The sequence below is a fragment of the Anaeroglomus insulsum genome (assembly GCF_050689095.1).
Classification (GTDB): Bacteria; Planctomycetota; Phycisphaerae; order Sedimentisphaerales; family Anaerohalosphaeraceae; genus Anaeroglomus; species Anaeroglomus insulsum.
On the sequence record NZ_JBOGCL010000008.1, the window covers coordinates 141201 to 159154 of the forward strand.

23 protein-coding genes are annotated in these 17954 nt (G+C 48.2%); 17 read left to right on the forward strand and 6 right to left on the reverse strand.

Annotated elements, in window-relative coordinates; translation table 11 throughout:
• The first annotated feature begins 189 nt into the window (after positions 1-189).
• From ACQ9LF_RS08805 to ACQ9LF_RS08885, 17 genes are all read left to right on the forward strand, one after another.
• The gene (locus ACQ9LF_RS08805; RefSeq protein ID WP_462489022.1) at positions 190-384 is read left to right on the forward strand and encodes a hypothetical protein; all 195 of its coding nucleotides are present in this window, start codon (positions 190-192) and stop codon (positions 382-384) included.
• A 19-nt stretch (positions 385-403) separates the two neighbouring features.
• Positions 404-895 carry a DUF2924 domain-containing protein gene (locus ACQ9LF_RS08810; protein WP_462489023.1) on the forward strand — a complete coding sequence of 164 codons (492 nt, stop codon included), beginning with the start codon at positions 404-406 and terminating at the stop codon, positions 893-895.
• Positions 892-2430: a recombinase family protein gene (locus tag ACQ9LF_RS08815; RefSeq protein WP_462489024.1), complete on the forward strand. Its 1539-nt coding sequence runs from the start codon at positions 892-894 to the stop codon at positions 2428-2430. Before ACQ9LF_RS08810 ends, ACQ9LF_RS08815 begins: the two co-directional genes overlap by 4 nt.
• Positions 2427-2834: a hypothetical protein gene (locus ACQ9LF_RS08820; RefSeq protein ID WP_462489025.1), complete on the forward strand. Its 408-nt coding sequence runs from the start codon at positions 2427-2429 to the stop codon at positions 2832-2834. The genes ACQ9LF_RS08815 and ACQ9LF_RS08820 overlap by 4 nt, the downstream gene beginning before the upstream one ends.
• A 136-nt stretch (positions 2835-2970) precedes the next feature.
• On the forward strand, positions 2971-3333 hold the full coding sequence (locus ACQ9LF_RS08825; RefSeq protein WP_462489026.1) for a helix-turn-helix domain-containing protein: 363 nt from the start codon (positions 2971-2973) through the stop codon (positions 3331-3333).
• A gap of 22 nt (positions 3334-3355) precedes the next feature.
• Positions 3356-4045, forward strand: coding sequence for an ImmA/IrrE family metallo-endopeptidase (locus ACQ9LF_RS08830; protein WP_462489027.1), 690 nt, complete (start codon positions 3356-3358; stop codon positions 4043-4045).
• A 59-nt stretch (positions 4046-4104) separates the two neighbouring features.
• On the forward strand, positions 4105-5301 hold the full coding sequence (locus ACQ9LF_RS08835) for a hypothetical protein (protein ID WP_462489028.1): 1197 nt from the start codon (positions 4105-4107) through the stop codon (positions 5299-5301).
• Positions 5267-6238, forward strand: a complete 972-nt coding sequence (locus ACQ9LF_RS08840; RefSeq protein WP_462489029.1) for a hypothetical protein — start codon at positions 5267-5269, stop codon at positions 6236-6238. The genes ACQ9LF_RS08835 and ACQ9LF_RS08840 overlap by 35 nt, the downstream gene beginning before the upstream one ends.
• Positions 6239-6445: 207 nt before the next feature.
• Positions 6446-7054: a helix-turn-helix domain-containing protein gene (locus tag ACQ9LF_RS08845; protein ID WP_462489030.1), complete on the forward strand. Its 609-nt coding sequence runs from the start codon at positions 6446-6448 to the stop codon at positions 7052-7054.
• 159 nt (positions 7055-7213) lie between these two features.
• Positions 7214-8008 carry an ATP-binding protein gene (locus tag ACQ9LF_RS08850; protein ID WP_462489031.1) on the forward strand — a complete coding sequence of 265 codons (795 nt, stop codon included), beginning with the start codon at positions 7214-7216 and terminating at the stop codon, positions 8006-8008.
• Positions 8001-8453 carry a DUF669 domain-containing protein gene (locus tag ACQ9LF_RS08855; protein WP_462489032.1) on the forward strand — a complete coding sequence of 151 codons (453 nt, stop codon included), beginning with the start codon at positions 8001-8003 and terminating at the stop codon, positions 8451-8453. Before ACQ9LF_RS08850 ends, ACQ9LF_RS08855 begins: the two co-directional genes overlap by 8 nt.
• Positions 8441-8827, forward strand: a complete 387-nt coding sequence (locus ACQ9LF_RS08860) for a RusA family crossover junction endodeoxyribonuclease (RefSeq protein ID WP_462489033.1) — start codon at positions 8441-8443, stop codon at positions 8825-8827. The genes ACQ9LF_RS08855 and ACQ9LF_RS08860 overlap by 13 nt, the downstream gene beginning before the upstream one ends.
• A complete protein-coding gene (locus ACQ9LF_RS08865; RefSeq protein ID WP_462489034.1) occupies positions 8790-10466 on the forward strand; it encodes a DEAD/DEAH box helicase in 1677 nt (558 codons plus the stop codon). The genes ACQ9LF_RS08860 and ACQ9LF_RS08865 overlap by 38 nt, the downstream gene beginning before the upstream one ends.
• Positions 10467-10480: 14 nt before the next feature.
• Entirely contained in the window at positions 10481-12571 is a 2091-nt protein-coding gene (locus ACQ9LF_RS08870) for a bifunctional DNA primase/polymerase (protein ID WP_462489035.1), read from the forward strand.
• Positions 12572-12865: 294 nt separating this feature from the next.
• On the forward strand, positions 12866-13501 hold the full coding sequence (locus ACQ9LF_RS08875; RefSeq protein ID WP_462489036.1) for a hypothetical protein: 636 nt from the start codon (positions 12866-12868) through the stop codon (positions 13499-13501).
• A gap of 220 nt (positions 13502-13721) precedes the next feature.
• On the forward strand, positions 13722-15017 hold the full coding sequence (locus ACQ9LF_RS08880) for a DNA modification methylase (RefSeq protein ID WP_462489037.1): 1296 nt from the start codon (positions 13722-13724) through the stop codon (positions 15015-15017).
• Positions 15014-15847, forward strand: coding sequence for a Mom family adenine methylcarbamoylation protein (locus ACQ9LF_RS08885; protein WP_462489038.1), 834 nt, complete (start codon positions 15014-15016; stop codon positions 15845-15847). The genes ACQ9LF_RS08880 and ACQ9LF_RS08885 overlap by 4 nt, the downstream gene beginning before the upstream one ends.
• Positions 15848-15905: 58 nt before the next feature.
• Here the strand turns inward: ACQ9LF_RS08885 and ACQ9LF_RS08890 are convergent, their stop codons facing one another.
• The 6 genes from ACQ9LF_RS08890 to ACQ9LF_RS08915 all read right to left on the reverse strand — a co-directional run bounded on the left by ACQ9LF_RS08890 (position 15906) and on the right by ACQ9LF_RS08915 (position 17884).
• A complete protein-coding gene (locus tag ACQ9LF_RS08890) occupies positions 15906-16298 on the reverse strand; it encodes a type II toxin-antitoxin system death-on-curing family toxin (protein WP_462489039.1) in 393 nt (130 codons plus the stop codon).
• A gap of 3 nt (positions 16299-16301) precedes the next feature.
• A complete protein-coding gene (locus tag ACQ9LF_RS08895) occupies positions 16302-16529 on the reverse strand; it encodes an AbrB/MazE/SpoVT family DNA-binding domain-containing protein (protein WP_462489040.1) in 228 nt (75 codons plus the stop codon).
• Positions 16530-16658: 129 nt separating this feature from the next.
• Positions 16659-17123: a winged helix-turn-helix domain-containing protein gene (locus tag ACQ9LF_RS08900; RefSeq protein WP_462489041.1), complete on the reverse strand. Its 465-nt coding sequence runs from the start codon at positions 17121-17123 to the stop codon at positions 16659-16661.
• A 27-nt stretch (positions 17124-17150) separates the two neighbouring features.
• Positions 17151-17381 carry a hypothetical protein gene (locus ACQ9LF_RS08905; protein WP_462489042.1) on the reverse strand — a complete coding sequence of 77 codons (231 nt, stop codon included), beginning with the start codon at positions 17379-17381 and terminating at the stop codon, positions 17151-17153.
• A 15-nt stretch (positions 17382-17396) separates the two neighbouring features.
• Complete coding sequence (locus ACQ9LF_RS08910) at positions 17397-17621, reverse strand: hypothetical protein (RefSeq protein WP_462489043.1); 225 nt, start codon at positions 17619-17621, stop codon at positions 17397-17399.
• Between the two features lie 14 nt (positions 17622-17635).
• Complete coding sequence (locus ACQ9LF_RS08915; protein WP_462489044.1) at positions 17636-17884, reverse strand: hypothetical protein; 249 nt, start codon at positions 17882-17884, stop codon at positions 17636-17638.
• Positions 17885-17954: the final 70 nt, after the last annotated feature.

The following is a 17954-nucleotide window of genomic DNA, read 5'->3' on the forward strand; positions in this document are numbered from 1 at the left end:
CGCTATAACAACCCTAAAAACTCTCAATCTGTTCACCCAAATCACCCTATCCCGCCAAACTCTCGGACTCTCTGAAATTCTCTTTTCTCCGGTTAATACTCTCGTTCCGTTCGTGGGTATCAACGCAACAATTTAGCCACTTTCGCTAATAAATAACCTATACAGGAACACATTATTTAAGGATTCCGAATGGGTATGAAAAAGCGTGACCGCACCAGTCTTGACATCTCAGTCCCAAAACGCCGGGATGAAATCGCAGCCTTGTTGGTGTCCGGGATATTGAAGGTAGAACCCGCTATTAAACCGCTTGCCGAAAAACTCTCAGATTCTTCACAAAAAGCCCTTGAGCTTTCACCGGAAACGAGGCTCAGTGTGTCCATATAATAGTATATCTGGAGAATATATGGATATAAAAAAAGAGATAGCGGCATTACAGAAAATGACGGTTGCCCAACTGCGGCAAAGGCATGTTGACCTGTTCAACGAGCCAACGCGGTCATGCAATCGCCAGTGGTTGTTCCGACGGTTAGCATGGCGGATTCAGGCATTGGCAGAAGGCGGTTTATCCGAACGGGCGAAAGAGCGGGCAAGACAGTTGGCTCGTGAGGCTGATTTGCGACTCTTGCCGCCCAAGGAACTTGAAATGCCAGAGGCCACCGGTATTCGCAGCGTCCCGACGACATTTAAAGTGCAGAAGGATGAGCGGTTGCCGATGCCGGGTACGGTGCTGCCCAGGAAGTTTAAAGGACAAATGTATTACGTCAAAGTCTTGACCAACGGTTTTGAGTTTGATGGCGAACTCTACCGTTCTTTGTCGGCCATAGCCCATAAAATTACCGGCTGCCATTGGAACGGCTATCATTTTTTTGGCTTAAATAAAGGAAGTAGCGAATGAACGAAAAGAAGATAATTAGATGCGCCATTTATACGCGCAAGTCCACAGAGGAAGGTCTGGAACTGGACTATAATTCGCTGGATGCCCAGCGGGATGCGGCTGAGGCGTATATCAAAAGCCAAAAACATGAGGGATGGGTGTGTCTGCCGGAACGATACGACGATGGTGGTTATACTGGCGGCAATCTTGACCGACCGGCCGCACAACGGCTGTTAGCCGATGTAGAAGACGGCAAAATAAACTGTATTGTGGTTTATAAAGTTGACCGGCTCAGTCGTTCACTGCTGGATTTTGCGAGAATTATCCAGATATTGGAAAAGCACAATGTTTCGTTTGTATCCGTAACGCAGCAATTCAATACCACCACGTCTATGGGACGTCTTACGCTTAATATCCTGTTGTCTTTTGCTCAATTTGAGCGTGAAATCATATCGGAACGCACACGGGATAAGATTGCAGGGGCACGACGGAAAGGAAAATGGACCGGCGGACGACCCGTCTTGGGTTACGATATTGAGCGTCAAATGGGCGGTTCGAAACTGGTAGTCAATCCCGTGGAAGCTCAGAAAGTACGAAAGATATTTGAAAAATACCTTGAGACCGCATCATTGATGGCGACATTAAACTGGCTCGATGACAAAAAATGGACCAATCGACCTCAACGAAACAAGGACGGTTCACTCAAGAAATCAAGGCCATTTGCAAAATCGACGCTTCTGCGGCTCCTGACCAATGTTCTTTACATTGGTAGAGTCCCGCATAAAGAAAATGTATACCAAGGTGAACATCAGGCCATCATAGATGAGGGTCTGTTTTCACAGGTACAATCGTTATTAAAAATGAACAGCCACTCCGGAGGGCCGCACCGCAATAAATACAATGCCATGCTCAAGGGCCTGGTACGGTGCAAAAACTGTGGCTGCGCAATGGGCCACCACTACGTGTTGAACAATAAAAAGCAGTATCGTTATTATGTATGCACCAACGCTCAGAAACGTGGGTGGGATAAGTGCATATCGCCATCTTTACCTGCGGCGGAATTGGAAGAGTTTGTGGTCGGCCAGATACGGGCCTTGCGTAAAGACAACCTGTTCTTAAGTGAGGTATTGGAAAAAGCCCAATCCAAATTACATGTCGACGTAGAAAATTATCAGGTATCGCTTAAAAAAGCGGAGACCGAAGTAAAACAAATGGTGCGGTCATTAGGCCAATTATCGACACAAGCGGTGTATGATACTCAGGCAGAAAATAAACTTTCCCAATTAAAGGAAGAAATACATCAGAAAGAACAAGCGATAACAAATTTGAATGAGAAAATTATCTCCGCACGCCGACGTATGGTCAACACCGACGAGATGACCGGGGTAATAGAGTCCTTTGACCCTATTTGGAAGGCACTTACACCCCATGAGCAATCCAGGCTGATTCGACTGCTGGTAGAACAGGTGGAATATGACGGGCAAAACCAGGACATTACTGTCATATTCCATCCCACAGGAATAAAATCATTAACCCAGGAGGAAGTTTGTGTATGAATGAACAATTGAAAGTGACACGTAAAATCCACTTTGCCACCAGTGCCAAAGGACGGCATAAAATCCTACCCGGTCCGGAACCCATACGCGATTTGCCGACTGCACGCATCCCCCGTATTTCACGTCTTATGGCGCTGGCTATTCATTTCGATAAAATGATCCAATCGGGTGGTCTTTTTGACTATGCGGAACTGTCATTGCTTGGGCATGTTAGCCGCGCTCGGGTTACGCAAATTATGAACTTGCTGCTTTTGGCACCGGATATTCAGGAACAAATCCTGTTTTTACCGCCGATAGCCAGGGGTCATGACCCTATTTCGGAGCGCCACCTGAGGCCAATTGTAGCGAAATGTGATTGGTCCGGCCAAAGGGCACAATGGAGCAATCTTTGTAGAAAAAAATAATATTTTCCTAACGCCATTCATTACAGCCACTTACAACTTTTTCGGTATTTCTATTGTTTCCTGTCCTTGACAAAACATGTCGAACTGTTTAGTATTACTAAACAGTTAAAAATGATTCTTTTAGACAAAGGTAATTATGGCGGGAAATCCAGTATTTGGGAAACGAATCCGAGACCTACGGGCAGCCAAGAAAGAAGCTGACCCTAAGTTCTCGCTCCGTCAGTTCGCCCAGGCTGTCGGCATCAGTGCCACGTACCTGAGTAAGGTCGAAAACGGCGAATTTGACCCACCCGCGCCGGACACAATAAAAAAAATCGCCGCTCTGCTTGAAACCGACGCTGATGAATTGTTGGCACTGGCAGGTAAAGTGGACCCCGACCTCTCGAAGATTATTATCGAGCAACCCAAAGCGATGGCTGATTTTTTACGGGTTGCCCGCGACCTTCCTGAGCACGAAATTAAAAAGTTAACCGAACAACTTCGGACGAAAAAGGAATGAGCAGCTACGATAAGGTTTAGGGATGAACGTAAAATACTTGCCGAAAAGTCATATTGAGACTGCCGCTTTTAATCTTTTGGTCGTATATGGACAGAAGTACGGTGAACTGTCAAAGCCGCCGATCCCAGTCGATGAAATAATCGAGTCCCATTTACAGCTTGATTATGGCTTTGATGACCTGTCAGTTGTGCTTTCCATGCCGGACGTACTCGGAGCAACGTGGGTACAGAATCGCAAAATATGTATCGATCAGTCACTTGACCCAACGGAAAATCCATCTGTAGAGGGACGTTACCGTTTTACCGCGGCTCATGAACTTGGGCACTGGTGTTTGCACAGGCATCAAATCATGGAAAAAAGCGGTGGACTTTTTGAGACCAAAAGCAAACCATCATTTATCTGCCGCACAAGTTCGGCCAAAGAACCCATCGAGCAGCAGGCTGATATGTTTGCAGGATATTTGTTGATGCCCAAGGAATTGATACACAATGCATGGAAGGGTATATATGGAAATCTCGAACCCTATGTTGCTGTCAATGAAATTAAAAATCTCTCAGCACGCTGGGGGTTAGCTGAAGATAACCGACCGACGGTCAAGGTGGCTAAACAATTAGCACAGATGTTTAATGTGTCAGGGCAAGCTATGCAAATTCGCCTTATTGGAATGAATCTCATTTTAACCAAAGAGCGTGAGAGAGGATTATTTGAATAAAAAATTTTAAACACTATCGTTTAGTGTTTAGTTGACACTTTAATTGGAGAAACAATAATATGGCTACAAATTTTAAACTCAGAAACTTTTCGAATCCGGAAACACTTAAAGCAATCTCACATCCATTGTTGAAGCGGTTCCTGCAGAAGTATCCTGCCTTCTTTACAGGCAGGTCTTTTGATGTGAATGCCGGCGACAATTTTGATTGTGACCATCTGGCCAATATTCTGCTGTCGCCGGATGAAGACACACCGGAAGAATTGATGGACGCATTATTCTTCATCGATGAAATGTCGTTGCCGCAGTATTACGACGACTTGATGGAGAAAATGTCGGAAGCAGGAGTTGATCCAGGGACACTGCCCAAACCCACAGCCGCAGACCTGGCCATGGCTATTTGGCTTGCCACTCCACATATCTTGGAGACCATGCATGCTGAACGGTTTATGAGCAAAGCAAAAAAATTCGATTCCTTTTTGTCACTCGATTCGGCGATTCCACCGTTTTCTATGCCGAGTCCTGCAACTGTTGCGAACCTGGAAAATGACCTCAACGGTTGGTTCGAGACCAAAAAGAGAGGCCGTGGTACAAAGGTATTTGTGTTTAAGCGTGAAGATTTAGTATGGTTTTTAGTCCGTCATGGCCAACCCTACAAGCGTGAAGGAACACTGAAAAACGGCGAATCCGCCAGTATCTTTTATCGCCCTGAAAAATTTGATGTCCTTCTGTACAATCCCGAAATCGGGGAATTGTCAATTCATACAGACACCAAGGGAGAGAAAAAGGTTTACTGCGAGTATTTCGGCAAGCATCTATTCAACAATGATTGCATATTTGACATCGATTACAGCGGTGAAAAATATACCCTTGATCCGATTCGATTTGACGGTCATCATTCACTTTTATGCACAGATGTTGTGGGCATTGACGATATCAGGCTTTGTGAATTACAGTTTCGTCATGATGCGAATATGAATCACATCGAAATACACAGAGCCAATGATGTATTTGGTGCACTTCAAATCCAGTCGCGTTGTATTCCGATGTCGGCAAAATTGATTAAGGCCAGTTTCAAAATAACTTTCTCCAATTCGGTTCGGCCAAGAATCGTCAGTATTCGGCCGCCGAATATTGCTATATTTGACCGTGAGTCTGACAGTGCAATCGTCAATGTATGGCTTGAGAAACGAGGATTTATCATCCCCAAGCAGGAGTCCACCGATGGCAAAGCTGACACCGGTTTGGCAGTTGCTTGAGAATCGTAACGATAAAACCGCCGTATTGGCAGAGTGGAAACAGCGGGTTGGCGATAGTTTCAGGGTCGTCAGCCCGTTACTTTCACCCACAGGACAATATGCCTGTGCGTATCCGCATCCGAAGCCTTATGGCCTGAAGCTGTCTATTGTAAAACATAAGAACGGTGATGTCGTTGCAGTCTGCCCCGAAGATAGTGATATTCGCATACCGCTTACGAAAACCGACATTGCACTTTACTGTCTGAATATGGGTAAGATGCGACAAACGATAGCTGAGGCACTTTCATTGACTCCGGCCAGAGATGTCATAACTGATGTATCTGATTATATATTGCTGGGTAAATATAAACCAAAGCCAGCGGCGGAATTTTCGGTGTATATGATTATTTCCAAGCCTTACTCTTTTATTACAAATGTGAAAGACCTCTGCCAGTCAACCAGACCTTTTATTTTGCTTTCGACCAGCATGAAAGACTGTACTGAGGAAGCACGGGATTTGATTGAAAGAAAGTCATCAATTATGGTTTCGCTGGATGACGTACTCGAATATTCCGATTCGGGAATGCAATGTACCAGTCAGTGGCAGCAGTGTCTATCGGTATTTGCACAAAAAGTAAATCCGACAGGACGCAGTAATTTTTCCAACAAACCAAATGGAAAGTCCGCCAAGCGGGCTGCCGATGCTGCAAAGATAAGAAAAGAACTCCAGCGATGGTTAAAAGAGCAATATAAACTTATTACCGCAGCTTATAAAGATGAAGAAGAACCTGCCAGTCCACCTAAGATTACAAAAACATTACTTGGAGCGATACTCAACTTAAAACCTTATGAAGTCAATCGTGCTTTTGAATTTGATTCAGATTTGAAGAAAATGCTTACGGCAACTGGGACAGTAGATTCCATTTTGCGATATGTCGAAAAAAGGGGGCCGCTCTAGCAATTACTTCATTCCATTTTAAAGAAACGTTTTTGCACTTGCGTTGTTTCCTGCAACTGCAAAAACGTTTTTTTATTTCATAATCTCAGCGATATAAAGAACTTATATCGCGTATTAAATATTTTTCTCTGTTTTCTGCAAATCCGCCGGAGGTTGTGCGAGCCGCGTGGCCCGCCGCTTTAACAACCTCCATCAGGAGAACATAAAATGAGAAATATTGAATACAACAGCAACATCCGAATCGCCGACACATTCCTCAAGTACCCCGGTATCACCGACACGCCCGAAAGTATCGAGGCATTCATCGACAGGCAAATCAGCGCCCGGACTTCAAAACTCAAAAGATTAATGGCACTTCGCAAAATGTCAAGCGGTGATATCCGCCAGGAGTTTTTGATGGCCATCGTGGCAGCCATGGCTCGATTCGATTCCACCCAGTCATCATGGAAAACGTATGTTTCCGGCGTATGCAACAATCGCTATTGCCAATTTCGCCGAGAGTATTGTGCCGAGACGACTGCACTCGGAAACCGGCTTGGGCTGGATGTCATGAAAGGTGATGAGTCCAGCATCATCCCAACTTATGAGGTCGATTTTGACGCACCGATTGATGTGAACACAGTCGTGGACAAACTGCCATCGCGTCTGCGTCAGGTTGCCAATCTGCTCAAAACCCATTCGCCTGCACAAGCGGCATCTCGCCTGGGGGTATCCCGTTCGACTGTCAGTCGTGCCATAAACCGAATCCGGGAATATTTCTTGGCGGCCGGATTCCAAAATTGCATGGCGATGCAACAAATTAGCCACTGGTGCTAATAAATAACCTATAGAGAGACGCACCTCTCTTCGATGAGTTCGGCAATTCACGTGATGTGCGGACTATCAGGCAGGGCCGGTTTGAACCGGCACCTGCTTTTAGCTGGCCAGCTATTTTTGGAACAAAACCGTTAACAGAAACTTTATTTGAGGATAACTATGAACGTATTAGAACAAATACACATCGGAAAGCGGTCTACACCACCCCGAATTCTACTTTACGGGACAGAAGGTATCGGCAAGAGTACATTTGCTGCACAAGCGCCCAATCCTATCTTTATTTCGACCGAGGATGGTCTGGGTGAAATCAACTGTGCCTCATTTCCATTGGCCAAGAAATTCACTGACGTCGAAACGTATCTGTCGGCACTGGCGATGGAAACGCATGACTATCAGACTGTTGTGATTGACAGCTGTGATTGGCTCGAACAGCTCATCTGGGACGATTTGTGTCAAATCTCGCATGTCTCGACGATTGAGAAAGTTGATGGCGGTTATGGCAAGGGTTACACGGCAGCCCTGGGCTATTGGCGGCAATTCTGCGATGCTCTCGAATCGTTACGCACACAGCGGAATATGGCGGTAATATTGATTGCCCATGCCAAGGTCGAACGTTTTGAAGACCCGGAATCCAGCGCTTACGACCGCTATACACCGCGGCTGCATAAGCATGCGACCGCTCTTTTGACCGAATGGAGCGACGCGGTATTATTTGCCACACGAAAGTTCCGCACCGAAAGTGAAGATGTCGGTTTCGGCCGGGAACGCACGATTGCGGTCGGGCTTGGGAAAGATGGGGGAGAACGGATTATTCGAACCGTCGGTGGTCCGTCCTGTGTCGCCAAGAACCGATACAACCTGCCGTATGAAATGACTTTATCGTGGGATGCGTTTGTCAATGCTCTCCATAACAACAATGTAACCCCTTCCAATCAGGAGACTATCCATGGCTAATTTGAATAATTTTGATGCTAATACCGTTGAATCCGCTTCCGATTTCGATCCAATCCCTGCGGGAAAATATGTTGCGGTCATCACCCATTCGGAAATGAAGCCTACCAAGGATGGCAATGGCAGCTATCTGGAACTGACGTTTCAAATCATTGAAGGCGAATATAAGGGCCAGAATTTGTGGGCTCGGCTCTGCCTGGAAAACAAAAATGAACTGACGGTCAAAATCGCCAGAAGCCAGCTGAGTGCCATCTGCAAAGCGGTAAATATCATGACACCCAGGGACAGTGTTGATCTGCACAATCTGCCGATGGTGATTAACGTCAAACTCAAGAAACGCAAAGACAATGGTGAGATGGCCAATGAAATCAAAGGCTACAGCAAGCGGGAAACACCGTCGTCGCAAGCTGCTGGCGCACCGAAAGGTGTGGCGCCTTGGAAACGCTGATATTAGAGCTGCCGTATCCGCCGAGTATCAATCATTATTTTAAGCGGCGTGGAAACAGGACGTTTATCAGTCCTGAAGGGCTGGCATTCCGAAGTCAGGTATGCCGAGTCCTTACGGCAGCCAAGGTTCGTCCGATGGCGGGTATGCTCGCAGTGAAAGTCAGAGCATACCCGCCGGATAGGCGAAAGCGGGATATTGATAACATTCAAAAGCCGCTATTGGATGCATTGGAAAAAGGCCGAGCCTATTTTAACGACTGCCAAATCAAACATCTGACAACCGTAATGCGGGAATCCATCCAGGGCGGCAAAACCATAGTCATCATACGGAGCATGCGTGATAGAACTTCGTCCATATCAAAAAACAGCCGTTGAGTCGGTTTATCATCACCTGCGAAATCATGACGATAATCCGGTGGTTGTCATCCCAACGGGTGGCGGCAAGACCCCGGTGATGGCCACTATTTGTTCAGACGCGGTCAATCTGTGGAATGGCCGTGTACTGATCCTTGCTCATGTCAAGGAATTACTTGAACAGACTGCAGATACACTTTCCAGGATGGCGCCCGAACTGAGTCTTGGAGTTTATTCGGCAGGTTTAAAACGAAAAGACACTCAACATCCTGTCATTGTTGCCGGAATACAGTCGATATATCGTCGGGCATTGGACTTAGACCCGTTCGATATTGTCATTATCGATGAGGCACACATGATACCGCCGGAAGGCGATGGAATGTATCGAACGTTTTTGAGCGAGGCTCATATCGTCAATCCCAAGCTGCGTGTCATCGGGCTTACCGCGACACCGTTTCGAATGACAACGGGCTTGATATGCCAGCCGGACCATTTCCTCAACAGCATCTGTTATGAAGTTGGCATTAAGGAACTTATCCGCGATGGGTATTTATGCCCATTGCGTTCCAAGGCATCCAAGGCCCGTATTGATACCAGTGTGCTCCATGTGCGTGGTGGTGAATTTATCGCCGCTGAAATGGAAGAACTGATGGATACGGATGCTCGTGTCAAAGCGGCCTGCACCGAGATATTGGAATATACCCAGGACCGCAAAGCGGTGCTCATATTTGCCTCGGGTATTGCACACGGAAAGCATATCCAACAGATACTTGAACAAGAGCATCATGTCGAATGCGGATTTGTTTGTGGCGACAGTCCCGATGGCTGGCGTAAGAAGATAATTGAGGATTTTAGAACCGGCAAACTCAAATATCTATGCAATGTCAATGTTCTGACCACGGGCTTTGATGCTCCGAATATCGATTGCATTGCCTTGTTGCGACCGACGATGTCGCCGGGTCTTTACTACCAGATGGTAGGGAGAGGATTTCGACTTCATGAAAGCAAAACCGATTGTCTTGTACTCGATTTTGGTGGAAATATTCTTCGTCATGGTCCCATCGATTGCTTACGGGTCACTGACGTATCAGCCAAAGGCGATGGAGATGCTCCCGCAAAAGAATGTCCCGAGTGCAGTGAAATTATTCATGCCGCCTATGCCCGATGCCCAGTCTGCGGTTTTGAATTCCCGCCGCCGGAAAAAACAAAACATGATACCACTGCCAGCTCCGAAGGAGTTTTATCCGACCAGGTCCGTGTTGAAGACTACCAAGTCCAGGAAGTTCTCTACAATGTTCACACCAAGAAAGGTGCTGCTGCCGGATCACCTCGAACCATGCGAGTGCAATACAAAATAGGCTATGGCACTACCATTTCCGAATGGGTCTGTTTTGAACACACGGGCTTTGCCCGTATCAAAGCGGAAAGCTGGTGGAAACAGCGGTCCAATGACCCAGTGCCGTCAGATTGCGAAATGGCAGTGTTCTTTGCCCAGCAAAACCGGCTGAAAGAACCTATTCAGATAACCGTCCGAAGTATCTCCGGTGAAAAATTCCCCCAAATAACCGGCTATGAGTTTGAAAATCCTCAGGTCGAAGAATGGTCATTCAATAAGTCATTGCCGGCGTATGTCCCTGCAGAGGATGAAATTCCATTTTAATAGAGGGAAACGTAATGTTCCAAAATATGCTGGCTTATGCTTTGAAATATGCGGAAATGCAGTTGCCTGTATTTCCGATTATCCCCAAAGATAAAAAACCGCTTACGGAACATGGCTTTAAGGATGCCACAATTGACACTGCAACGATTCGTCAATGGTGGCATAAGTGGCCCGATGCCAATATCGGTATGCCTACCGGTGCTGCCAGCGGTTTGCTTGTCATCGATATTGATATCAAAAATAACGGCCAATATGGCTGGCAAGGGCTTCTTGATGAATATGGGCAGCTCCCGCATACCGCACAAAGTTTTACCGGAAACGGCATGCATTTGTTTTTTAAGCATCCTGGCTATGCCATCAAATGCAGTCAGAGCAAAATCGCACATGGCGTGGACGTCAAAGCGGACGGCGGCTACGTTGTTCTTCCGCCCAGCATCCACCCCAGCGGCAAATCTTATGGGTGGGAATTGTCCAGCGATATTGCAGAGGTTACGCCGATTTCGCTACCAGATTGGCTTAGCCGCTTATTGTCCAAATCCGACGAAATCGCCCAACCTGCGCAAACGTGGTGCGAACCTGGCAGCGATTCTATTCCGGAGGGCAAGCGTAACCAGACGCTGGCCTCGATTGCCGGATACATGCAGCGGGCCGCAATTCCGAGTTCGGCTATGGTTGCGGCACTGATGGAAATCAATGCTCTTCGGTGTAAACCACCGCTGTCGGCCCAGGAAATCCAGGGTATTGTCAAAAGCATATCCCGCTACGAGCCGGATGCGGCAACGGTTATCTGTGTCGAGGATAAGTCAGATGAAATCCTGTTGGGGCAGATTGATGATTCAGCAGAGGTAGATATTGCCCATCCAGACCAGGTCCCGCTGGAATTGCTGCGTATCCCCGGTTTTGTTAGCGAATTGATGGATTACTGCATGGAGTATGCACCGTATCCCAACCAGGTGCTGTCGTTCTGTGGGGCCGTTTCGTTGCTATCGTTACTGGGGGCACGCAAAGTCCGTGACCCGGGGGATGTTCGTACCAACATGTATTTACTGGGACTGGCGCATTCATCGGCGGGTAAGGACTCGCCTCGTAAATTAAATACCCACATTCTGTGGCAGATTGGGATGGGCAATTGCGTCGGTGATAAGTTTGCATCCGGTGAAGGGATTCAGGACGCACTGTTTGTCGAGCCGGCCATGTTATTTCAGACCGATGAGATTGACACCATCCTGCAAGCGATTCGAAAAAGCGTGGATGGAAAAAATGAAAGTATGTTGGGGACACTGCTGACGTTGTTCTCCAGCAGCGCTTCCTTTTATCCGATGCGAAAAAAAGCGGGTAAGGATATCCCCAGGTTTATTGACCAGCCTAGTTTGACTGTGTTCGGCACTGCGATTCCCAACAATTATTATGAGGCACTGTCGCAGCGAATGCTGACCAATGGTCTTTTTGCCCGCATGATAATCCTCGATACCGGCAAACGTGAAAAAGGCAAGCGGGCCAAAATACTCAAAGTGCCGTCTCGAATACTTGAAATAGCCAAGTACTGGGCAGAGATCAAACCGGGAGAGGGGAATTTGTCTAATTTTCACCCAGTGCCTCTGATAATACCGCAAACACCGCAAGCGGAAAAACTCATCGACGAAATACGAGTGAGTTCTGAGGCGGAGTATTCCAAGGCTGAGGATAGGAATGATCCGATAGGCACCACAGTCTGGGGGCGTGTGTGTGAGAATGTCTGTAAATTGGCACTTATTTACGCCATGAGTGTGGACTATCGAAATCCCCAAATCACTGAAGCAGCAGTCAAGTGGGCCGGAGCGTTAATGGAACATCAGACGCGACGTTCGTTATTTATGGCGTCGGAGCATTCGTGTGAGAGTGAATTCCACGGCAAGTGCAAAAAACTGCTCAGCCTGCTTCGCAAATGGAAGGAAAAGCATGGTCCGACATCAATGCCGTTTTGGCAAATCAATCGCAAACTGCCGTGGTCTGAACGGGAGCATGAGGAAGTGCGTGTCGCACTGGAAAATCAAAGGCTTATCGAGTTTACCGTGAATATGACAAGCGGGAGGCAACAACGTTTGTATCGGCTAATTGGCAAATGAAACTTTTTTCCGCTTTTAACCTTTTGCGCGCTGACTTTACAGCAAAAAGCCCCAAATCGCTGCAAGGTGACGCGCAAAAAGTAAATAAGTCAGCAATAGGTTTAGAGTCGTAAGTATATGAAAAATAATAACATATATATAAAAAAACAACTTTTTTACTTATTACACTATACCCACACGCGATGCGTGTGCGCGCGTACGCGTGAGGGGCTGGCAATAAGTCAATGAGTTTTCCATCGCAAACATACCGACGTGTTGTCGGTTTCCAATAACCCTTTTTTTAGGAGTACGAATATGAAAACGTCAAAGCAAGTTATCGGGTGGGAAATGGTCGTGGCAGTGGTTGTTTTGGTCATGATGATGGCCGTGTGGATGGGGGGTTGTTCGGGAATCAGTGTCGACCCGGTCCAGATTCAAAACCTGGCAAGTCAAACCGAGGAGTTAAACGGCAAGATTGACCAGTTTCAGGAGCAGACCAAACTGGCTCTGCAGTCAACTAAGCAAAACGGAACCGTCGATGCCAATGCACTGGCTAAGGTCGAAAAACTCCAAACCAGTATTGACTCTGTCCAGGCAAAAACTCAAGCTATCGCAGACGCAGTCAAAAATGCACAGTATACCAACCCTGCCGATGGAGTGACCACGGCCCTGGAAGGAGCACGGGCAGCCAATGCGGCGACAACTCCTTGGAATCCGTATGCCCCTTTGATTGACTTAGGTCTTGGAATCGCTGCAGCAGCGGCAACGGTCGTCGCTCGCAGGAATGCTCAAGCCGCAGCCGAGGCGCAAGCAAAATACGATGCCCACAAGCAGGGAGTGGAGTTGACCATGAAGCAAGTCTCGCAGTCAACGATTCCTGAAGTCAAGGCCATCGAGACGCAGTTGTATCAGAACATTGGACAAGCACGCAGTGCAGTTGGAGCAAGTTAAGCATGGAAACTGGACGCACCACGTTTGCGCAGGTTCGAAGAGTGGATTGGGGCTATAGGGTGATCGCAACAATCGCACCTCTCGCAACCTGTCGCAACGTGGGCGTCCAGTGCAAATTCAACGGTTCCTTCCGGGCGGAAATTAAAGATGACCGCACGCGGAACGGTCGCAAAATAAGACAGACTTGTTTGCCGTGTAAATTATTTTTGGAGAACAGCTTATGCGTATAGAACTTCGCAGTATCGACACCATTTTTCCCTATGACAACAATCCCCGTATCAACGACAAGGCCGTCGATGCGGTGGCGGCCAGTTTGAAGGAATTTGGCTTCCGCCAGCCGATTGTGGTCGACAAAGACGGTATCATTATCGTCGGCCATACCCGCTATAAGGCGGCCGTTAAACTTGGCCTTGAGAAAGTCCCCGTCCATGTCGCTAAAGACTTGACCGATGCCCAGATAAAAGCCTACCGCATCGCGGATAATCAGACGGCGACCTTAGCCGACTGGAATTATGAACTGCTGCCGATTGAGCTCAAAGACCTTGCGGGCATGGAATTTGACCTCGACCTGCTGGGATTTGGCGAAGAAGAACTGGGCAAACTCCTCGAACAGGAGGTCAAGGACGGCTTGACTGACCCGGATGATGTGCCGCTACCGCCTGATGAACCCACGACCAAACGAGGCGACATCTGGATACTGGGTAATCACCGGCTGATGTGCGGTGACAGCGGAAGTGCCGCTGATTTGGATAGATTGCTCAATGGCCAGCCGATTCATCTGGTCAATACCGACCCTCCGTACAATGTCTGTGTCGCACCCCGCAGTCAAAACGCCCGTGCGGCCGCGGCTGCCTCGGATAACTACACCGGCCAGCAAGGGATGGACGAAGCCATTCAGGGCAAGGCCCACAAAACCACTGACAAGATGCGCCCCAAAGACCGGCCGCTGGCCAATGACTTTGTGTCAGACCAGGAGTTTGTCAAGCTCCTGCAGGCATGGTTCGGCAATATTAAACGCGTCCTGATACCCGGCCGGTCTTATTATATCTGGGGCGGCTACAGTAATATCTACAACTACCCCAATGTGCTGAAGGAATGCGAACTGTATTTTTCGCAAATGATTATCTGGGTCAAGGAGCACCCCGTCCTGACCCGCAAAGACTTTATGGGTAACCACGAATGGTGTTTTTACGGCTGGTCGGAAGGCGCTGCACACCTGTTCTTTGGTCCGGCCAACATTACCGATGTTTGGAGTGTCAAAAAGGTCAATCCGCAAAGCATGATTCATTTAACCGAAAAGCCGGTGGAACTGGCGGTGCGGGCCATGCAGTATTCCTCGCAGGTCGGTGAAAACGTGCTGGACCTCTTTGGGGGCAGCGGTTCGACACTCATCGCCGCCGAGCAGACTGGCCGCAAGGCATTCCTGATGGAACTGGACCCGCCGTACTGTGACGTCATTGTGCAGCGCTGGGAGAAATTCACCGGCAAAAAGGCTATGCTGGAGAAAGCTGAATGATTCCCGTGTCCCTTGTTCCCTTAGAAGCCGCCAAGAATCTGTGCCGAAAGTGGCATTACAGCGATATCTTCCCGCCGCACTGTATGGTGTCGCTGGGATTTTATGACGGCCAGGGTCTGGCTGGAATAGCCATCTGGGGATGGGGGACACGGCCAAGGCATACCATACAGAGACTGTTTCCGTCACTGGATACCAAAGATTACTGGGAATTGTGCCGGATGTGCTGTCGGGATGATTTACCTCGCAATACCGAAAGCCAGATGATTGCAGGCTGTGTCCAGTGGTTTAAAGATAACCAGCCGGATAAACAGGTGCTTTTTACCTGGGCTGATGGGATTCGTGGAAAACCCGGCTATGTCTATCAGGCCGCCAACTGGCTCTATGGCGGCTTTATCACCACCGAGATTTACCTGACTAGCGACCATGAGCCGGTCCATCCGCGATTGATGATTACCCGCTTTGGCAGCCGCAGCAAGGAAGTCTGGCAGGGATTGAAACTCAAGCGCATTCGCGGCAGGCAATTTCGGTACTGTACCTTTTTGTGCAGTCACAAACGCCGCAAGGAACTGCTGCGTGAAAGTTCCGTCCAGTGGACAACCCGATATCCCAAACATCCGGATTTGATTTGGCAGATTGATGCGGGCGAGGGGTCAAGAGAGACCCGCGACCTACCCAGGGTCGAGAGGTCGGGGCAGTTCCGGCAGTCCGCTTTTTCGAGCCACCGGCGGCCGGTTTCCAACCTCCGGCAAAAGACGCCGGAGCAGAGCATGTTATTTGATGATGTGAATCCGCCAACAGAAAAAACCACCCTTGAACAAGCGGTGGTTTGAGGATTATCCCATGACAGCTTTACGGAATAAAAATAGACCGAATAGAGAGTGTCCTGCATTACGGCAGTGGTTCAGAGTGCTCTTTGAAAAACGCAGCAATCTGGCTTTTGTCTTTTTGTCCCTGAGCGACCGCCAGGACAAAATCAACCAGGGCGTCATTATCCGGCTTGACGTGAATTCCATTCAGCTCCAAAAAGACAATGGCACACACGGTGCCGGTGCGTTTATTGCCGTCTACGAAGGGGTGATTCATTGCGATATGATACAGATATGTCGCTGCCATCATATACAAATCTTCGTGGGCGTACTGGCCGGCAAAGGATGCCTGGGGCATCATGACTGCCGATTCGAGAAGTCCCTGATTGCGAAGTCCGGCACTGCCTCCGTACCGGGAAATCTGGTCCGCATGAATGGCCGCTACGTCATCGAAGTCAAGAAAAACAATGTCCATCGGTTAATCGGCAAGTTTCTTGAGAGCGGGACCAAAATCGCGATTGACTTTGTCCAATATTCGGTTCAATTTGGCTTGTCGGCTGCTGGGACGCAGAGGCGAAATAACCAGTTTATCGCCATTGGTAGTCAACTCCACCTCGGTATCGGGAGTCATCTGCAGCATCTCCATGATGGGTTTGTCGATAACCAATGCGTAGCTATTGCCGTGTTTGACGAGATTTTTAACCATAGTCAAGTCTCCAGTATTTCGTATATACATAGTATATACAATGGAATACCCTCTGTCAAGCTCATTTTTAAACAAAAATCCCCGCCGTGGGCAGGTGGGGACTGGAAAGTGGATATAAAGCATCTGTCATTAAGCAATTTCGAACAATCCTTTATTGGTCTTGCGAAAGCGGGAGTCCTTGCCTTTTGCCTTGATTTCCCGGATGATGGCCGAATAAATGGTCGCGGCCGGGGTATTGCCGTCGCTTTTCCACAGCCCCTTGTCAAATATGGCCTTGACCATATCGATGCAGTTCATCGGCGTTTTGGCCTCGGCCAGCACCTGCGCTGCGGCATCCAGACCGCTCAGTTTGCGTCCCCTGGCCGGGGGAGTGTTATCTGTTGGTGCCTGTTCCTCTTTCTTCTTGCGGTGAGGTTTAGGATTGTGCGGTCCTACAATCCGCTGGGCCGAGCGGATAACGACGGGGTTGCCGCTGGCCAGCGAGACGGCTTCCCAACCCTCTTTTTCCGCCAGCCGCATAATCCTGACGGCGGTCGTGTGCCTGCCGACCTTGATGTCGTAGACGTTTCCGATTCGAATCTCTGTGTCTTTCATACCTGTTTCCTTTCCAAAATGGGTCTATTAAAGCGACAGGATGTTGCATTTGAGTTTCTCATCCAGAAAAATATTCATCGCCACGGCATCTTCGGGCATTTCCACGCCGTAATCTTTAAATTTATCGCACAGCATGTCCATCGCCTGAAAGACATATACCGCTTTGAAATACTCGCCTCGTTTGCACAGTCCGATCAGCAAATGTTCCATGTCGTTAATTGCGCCCTGTGCCGGATGTTGTTGTTTTTTTGCTTTCATGGTCGTGCTCCTTTCTTAGCTGCGGACTTCCAATCCCAATTTCTCGCCCAGCGCCCGGGCAACATTCCATGCGGTCTTTTTGTTGTCGAATGTGAAAAGTTGGTAATTGCATGGCGGCGTCACCTTGTAGATGGAATAACTATCGCCAACAAAATCCTTTTCGACCCGCAATTCTGTGACCTGCTTGTCGATGCCTTCAAATCCGCGTTTGCAATCAAAACTTCGTGCTTTCGTTTTCATGGTCGTATCCTTTCTTATTTCTGGTTTTGGGCGTCGGTTCTGATGTCTTCTAAGGTTTCCCGAATTGCGTGTTCAGCCATGCCGGTCATTCCCGAAAGGGCTTCAATCAGGTTCTGCCGCAGGCCGGTCAAATCCCCGACGTGTCCCCAATTCAATCTTTCCGGGTTCTTTTCTAATTCTTGTCCAATCCGGTCCAGCAGGCTGGCGATGTCGAGTTTGGCATTCTGGTATGCGTCTTTCATCTGTTCGGCGTTTGTTTTCATCTTTTTTATCCTTTCAAAATGGATTGTTTGTGTTGATCGGATCAGGCCAAGAATGCCAAAGAACATCAAG

Bases quoted from the DNA above. Each gene is read 5' to 3' on its own strand.
- ACQ9LF_RS08805 (WP_462489022.1), top strand. From the start codon at position 190: ATGGGTATGAAAAAGCGTGACCGCACCAGTCTTGACATCTCAGTCCCA.
- ACQ9LF_RS08810 (WP_462489023.1), top strand. From the start codon at position 404: ATGGATATAAAAAAAGAGATAGCGGCATTACAGAAAATGACGGTTGCC.
- ACQ9LF_RS08815 (WP_462489024.1), top strand. From the start codon at position 892: ATGAACGAAAAGAAGATAATTAGATGCGCCATTTATACGCGCAAGTCC.
- ACQ9LF_RS08820 (WP_462489025.1), top strand. From the start codon at position 2,427: ATGAATGAACAATTGAAAGTGACACGTAAAATCCACTTTGCCACCAGT.
- ACQ9LF_RS08825 (WP_462489026.1), top strand. From the start codon at position 2,971: ATGGCGGGAAATCCAGTATTTGGGAAACGAATCCGAGACCTACGGGCA.
- ACQ9LF_RS08830 (WP_462489027.1), top strand. From the start codon at position 3,356: ATGAACGTAAAATACTTGCCGAAAAGTCATATTGAGACTGCCGCTTTT.
- ACQ9LF_RS08835 (WP_462489028.1), top strand. From the start codon at position 4,105: ATGGCTACAAATTTTAAACTCAGAAACTTTTCGAATCCGGAAACACTT.
- ACQ9LF_RS08840 (WP_462489029.1), top strand. From the start codon at position 5,267: ATGGCAAAGCTGACACCGGTTTGGCAGTTGCTTGAGAATCGTAACGAT.
- ACQ9LF_RS08845 (WP_462489030.1), top strand. From the start codon at position 6,446: ATGAGAAATATTGAATACAACAGCAACATCCGAATCGCCGACACATTC.
- ACQ9LF_RS08850 (WP_462489031.1), top strand. From the start codon at position 7,214: ATGAACGTATTAGAACAAATACACATCGGAAAGCGGTCTACACCACCC.
- ACQ9LF_RS08855 (WP_462489032.1), top strand. From the start codon at position 8,001: ATGGCTAATTTGAATAATTTTGATGCTAATACCGTTGAATCCGCTTCC.
- ACQ9LF_RS08870 (WP_462489035.1), top strand. From the start codon at position 10,481: ATGTTCCAAAATATGCTGGCTTATGCTTTGAAATATGCGGAAATGCAG.
- ACQ9LF_RS08875 (WP_462489036.1), top strand. From the start codon at position 12,866: ATGAAAACGTCAAAGCAAGTTATCGGGTGGGAAATGGTCGTGGCAGTG.
- ACQ9LF_RS08880 (WP_462489037.1), top strand. From the start codon at position 13,722: ATGCGTATAGAACTTCGCAGTATCGACACCATTTTTCCCTATGACAAC.
- ACQ9LF_RS08885 (WP_462489038.1), top strand. From the start codon at position 15,014: ATGATTCCCGTGTCCCTTGTTCCCTTAGAAGCCGCCAAGAATCTGTGC.
- ACQ9LF_RS08890 (WP_462489039.1), bottom strand. From the start codon at position 16,298: ATGGACATTGTTTTTCTTGACTTCGATGACGTAGCGGCCATTCATGCG.
- ACQ9LF_RS08895 (WP_462489040.1), bottom strand. From the start codon at position 16,529: ATGGTTAAAAATCTCGTCAAACACGGCAATAGCTACGCATTGGTTATC.
- ACQ9LF_RS08900 (WP_462489041.1), bottom strand. From the start codon at position 17,123: ATGAAAGACACAGAGATTCGAATCGGAAACGTCTACGACATCAAGGTC.
- ACQ9LF_RS08905 (WP_462489042.1), bottom strand. From the start codon at position 17,381: ATGAAAGCAAAAAAACAACAACATCCGGCACAGGGCGCAATTAACGAC.
- ACQ9LF_RS08910 (WP_462489043.1), bottom strand. From the start codon at position 17,621: ATGAAAACGAAAGCACGAAGTTTTGATTGCAAACGCGGATTTGAAGGC.
- ACQ9LF_RS08915 (WP_462489044.1), bottom strand. From the start codon at position 17,884: ATGAAAACAAACGCCGAACAGATGAAAGACGCATACCAGAATGCCAAA.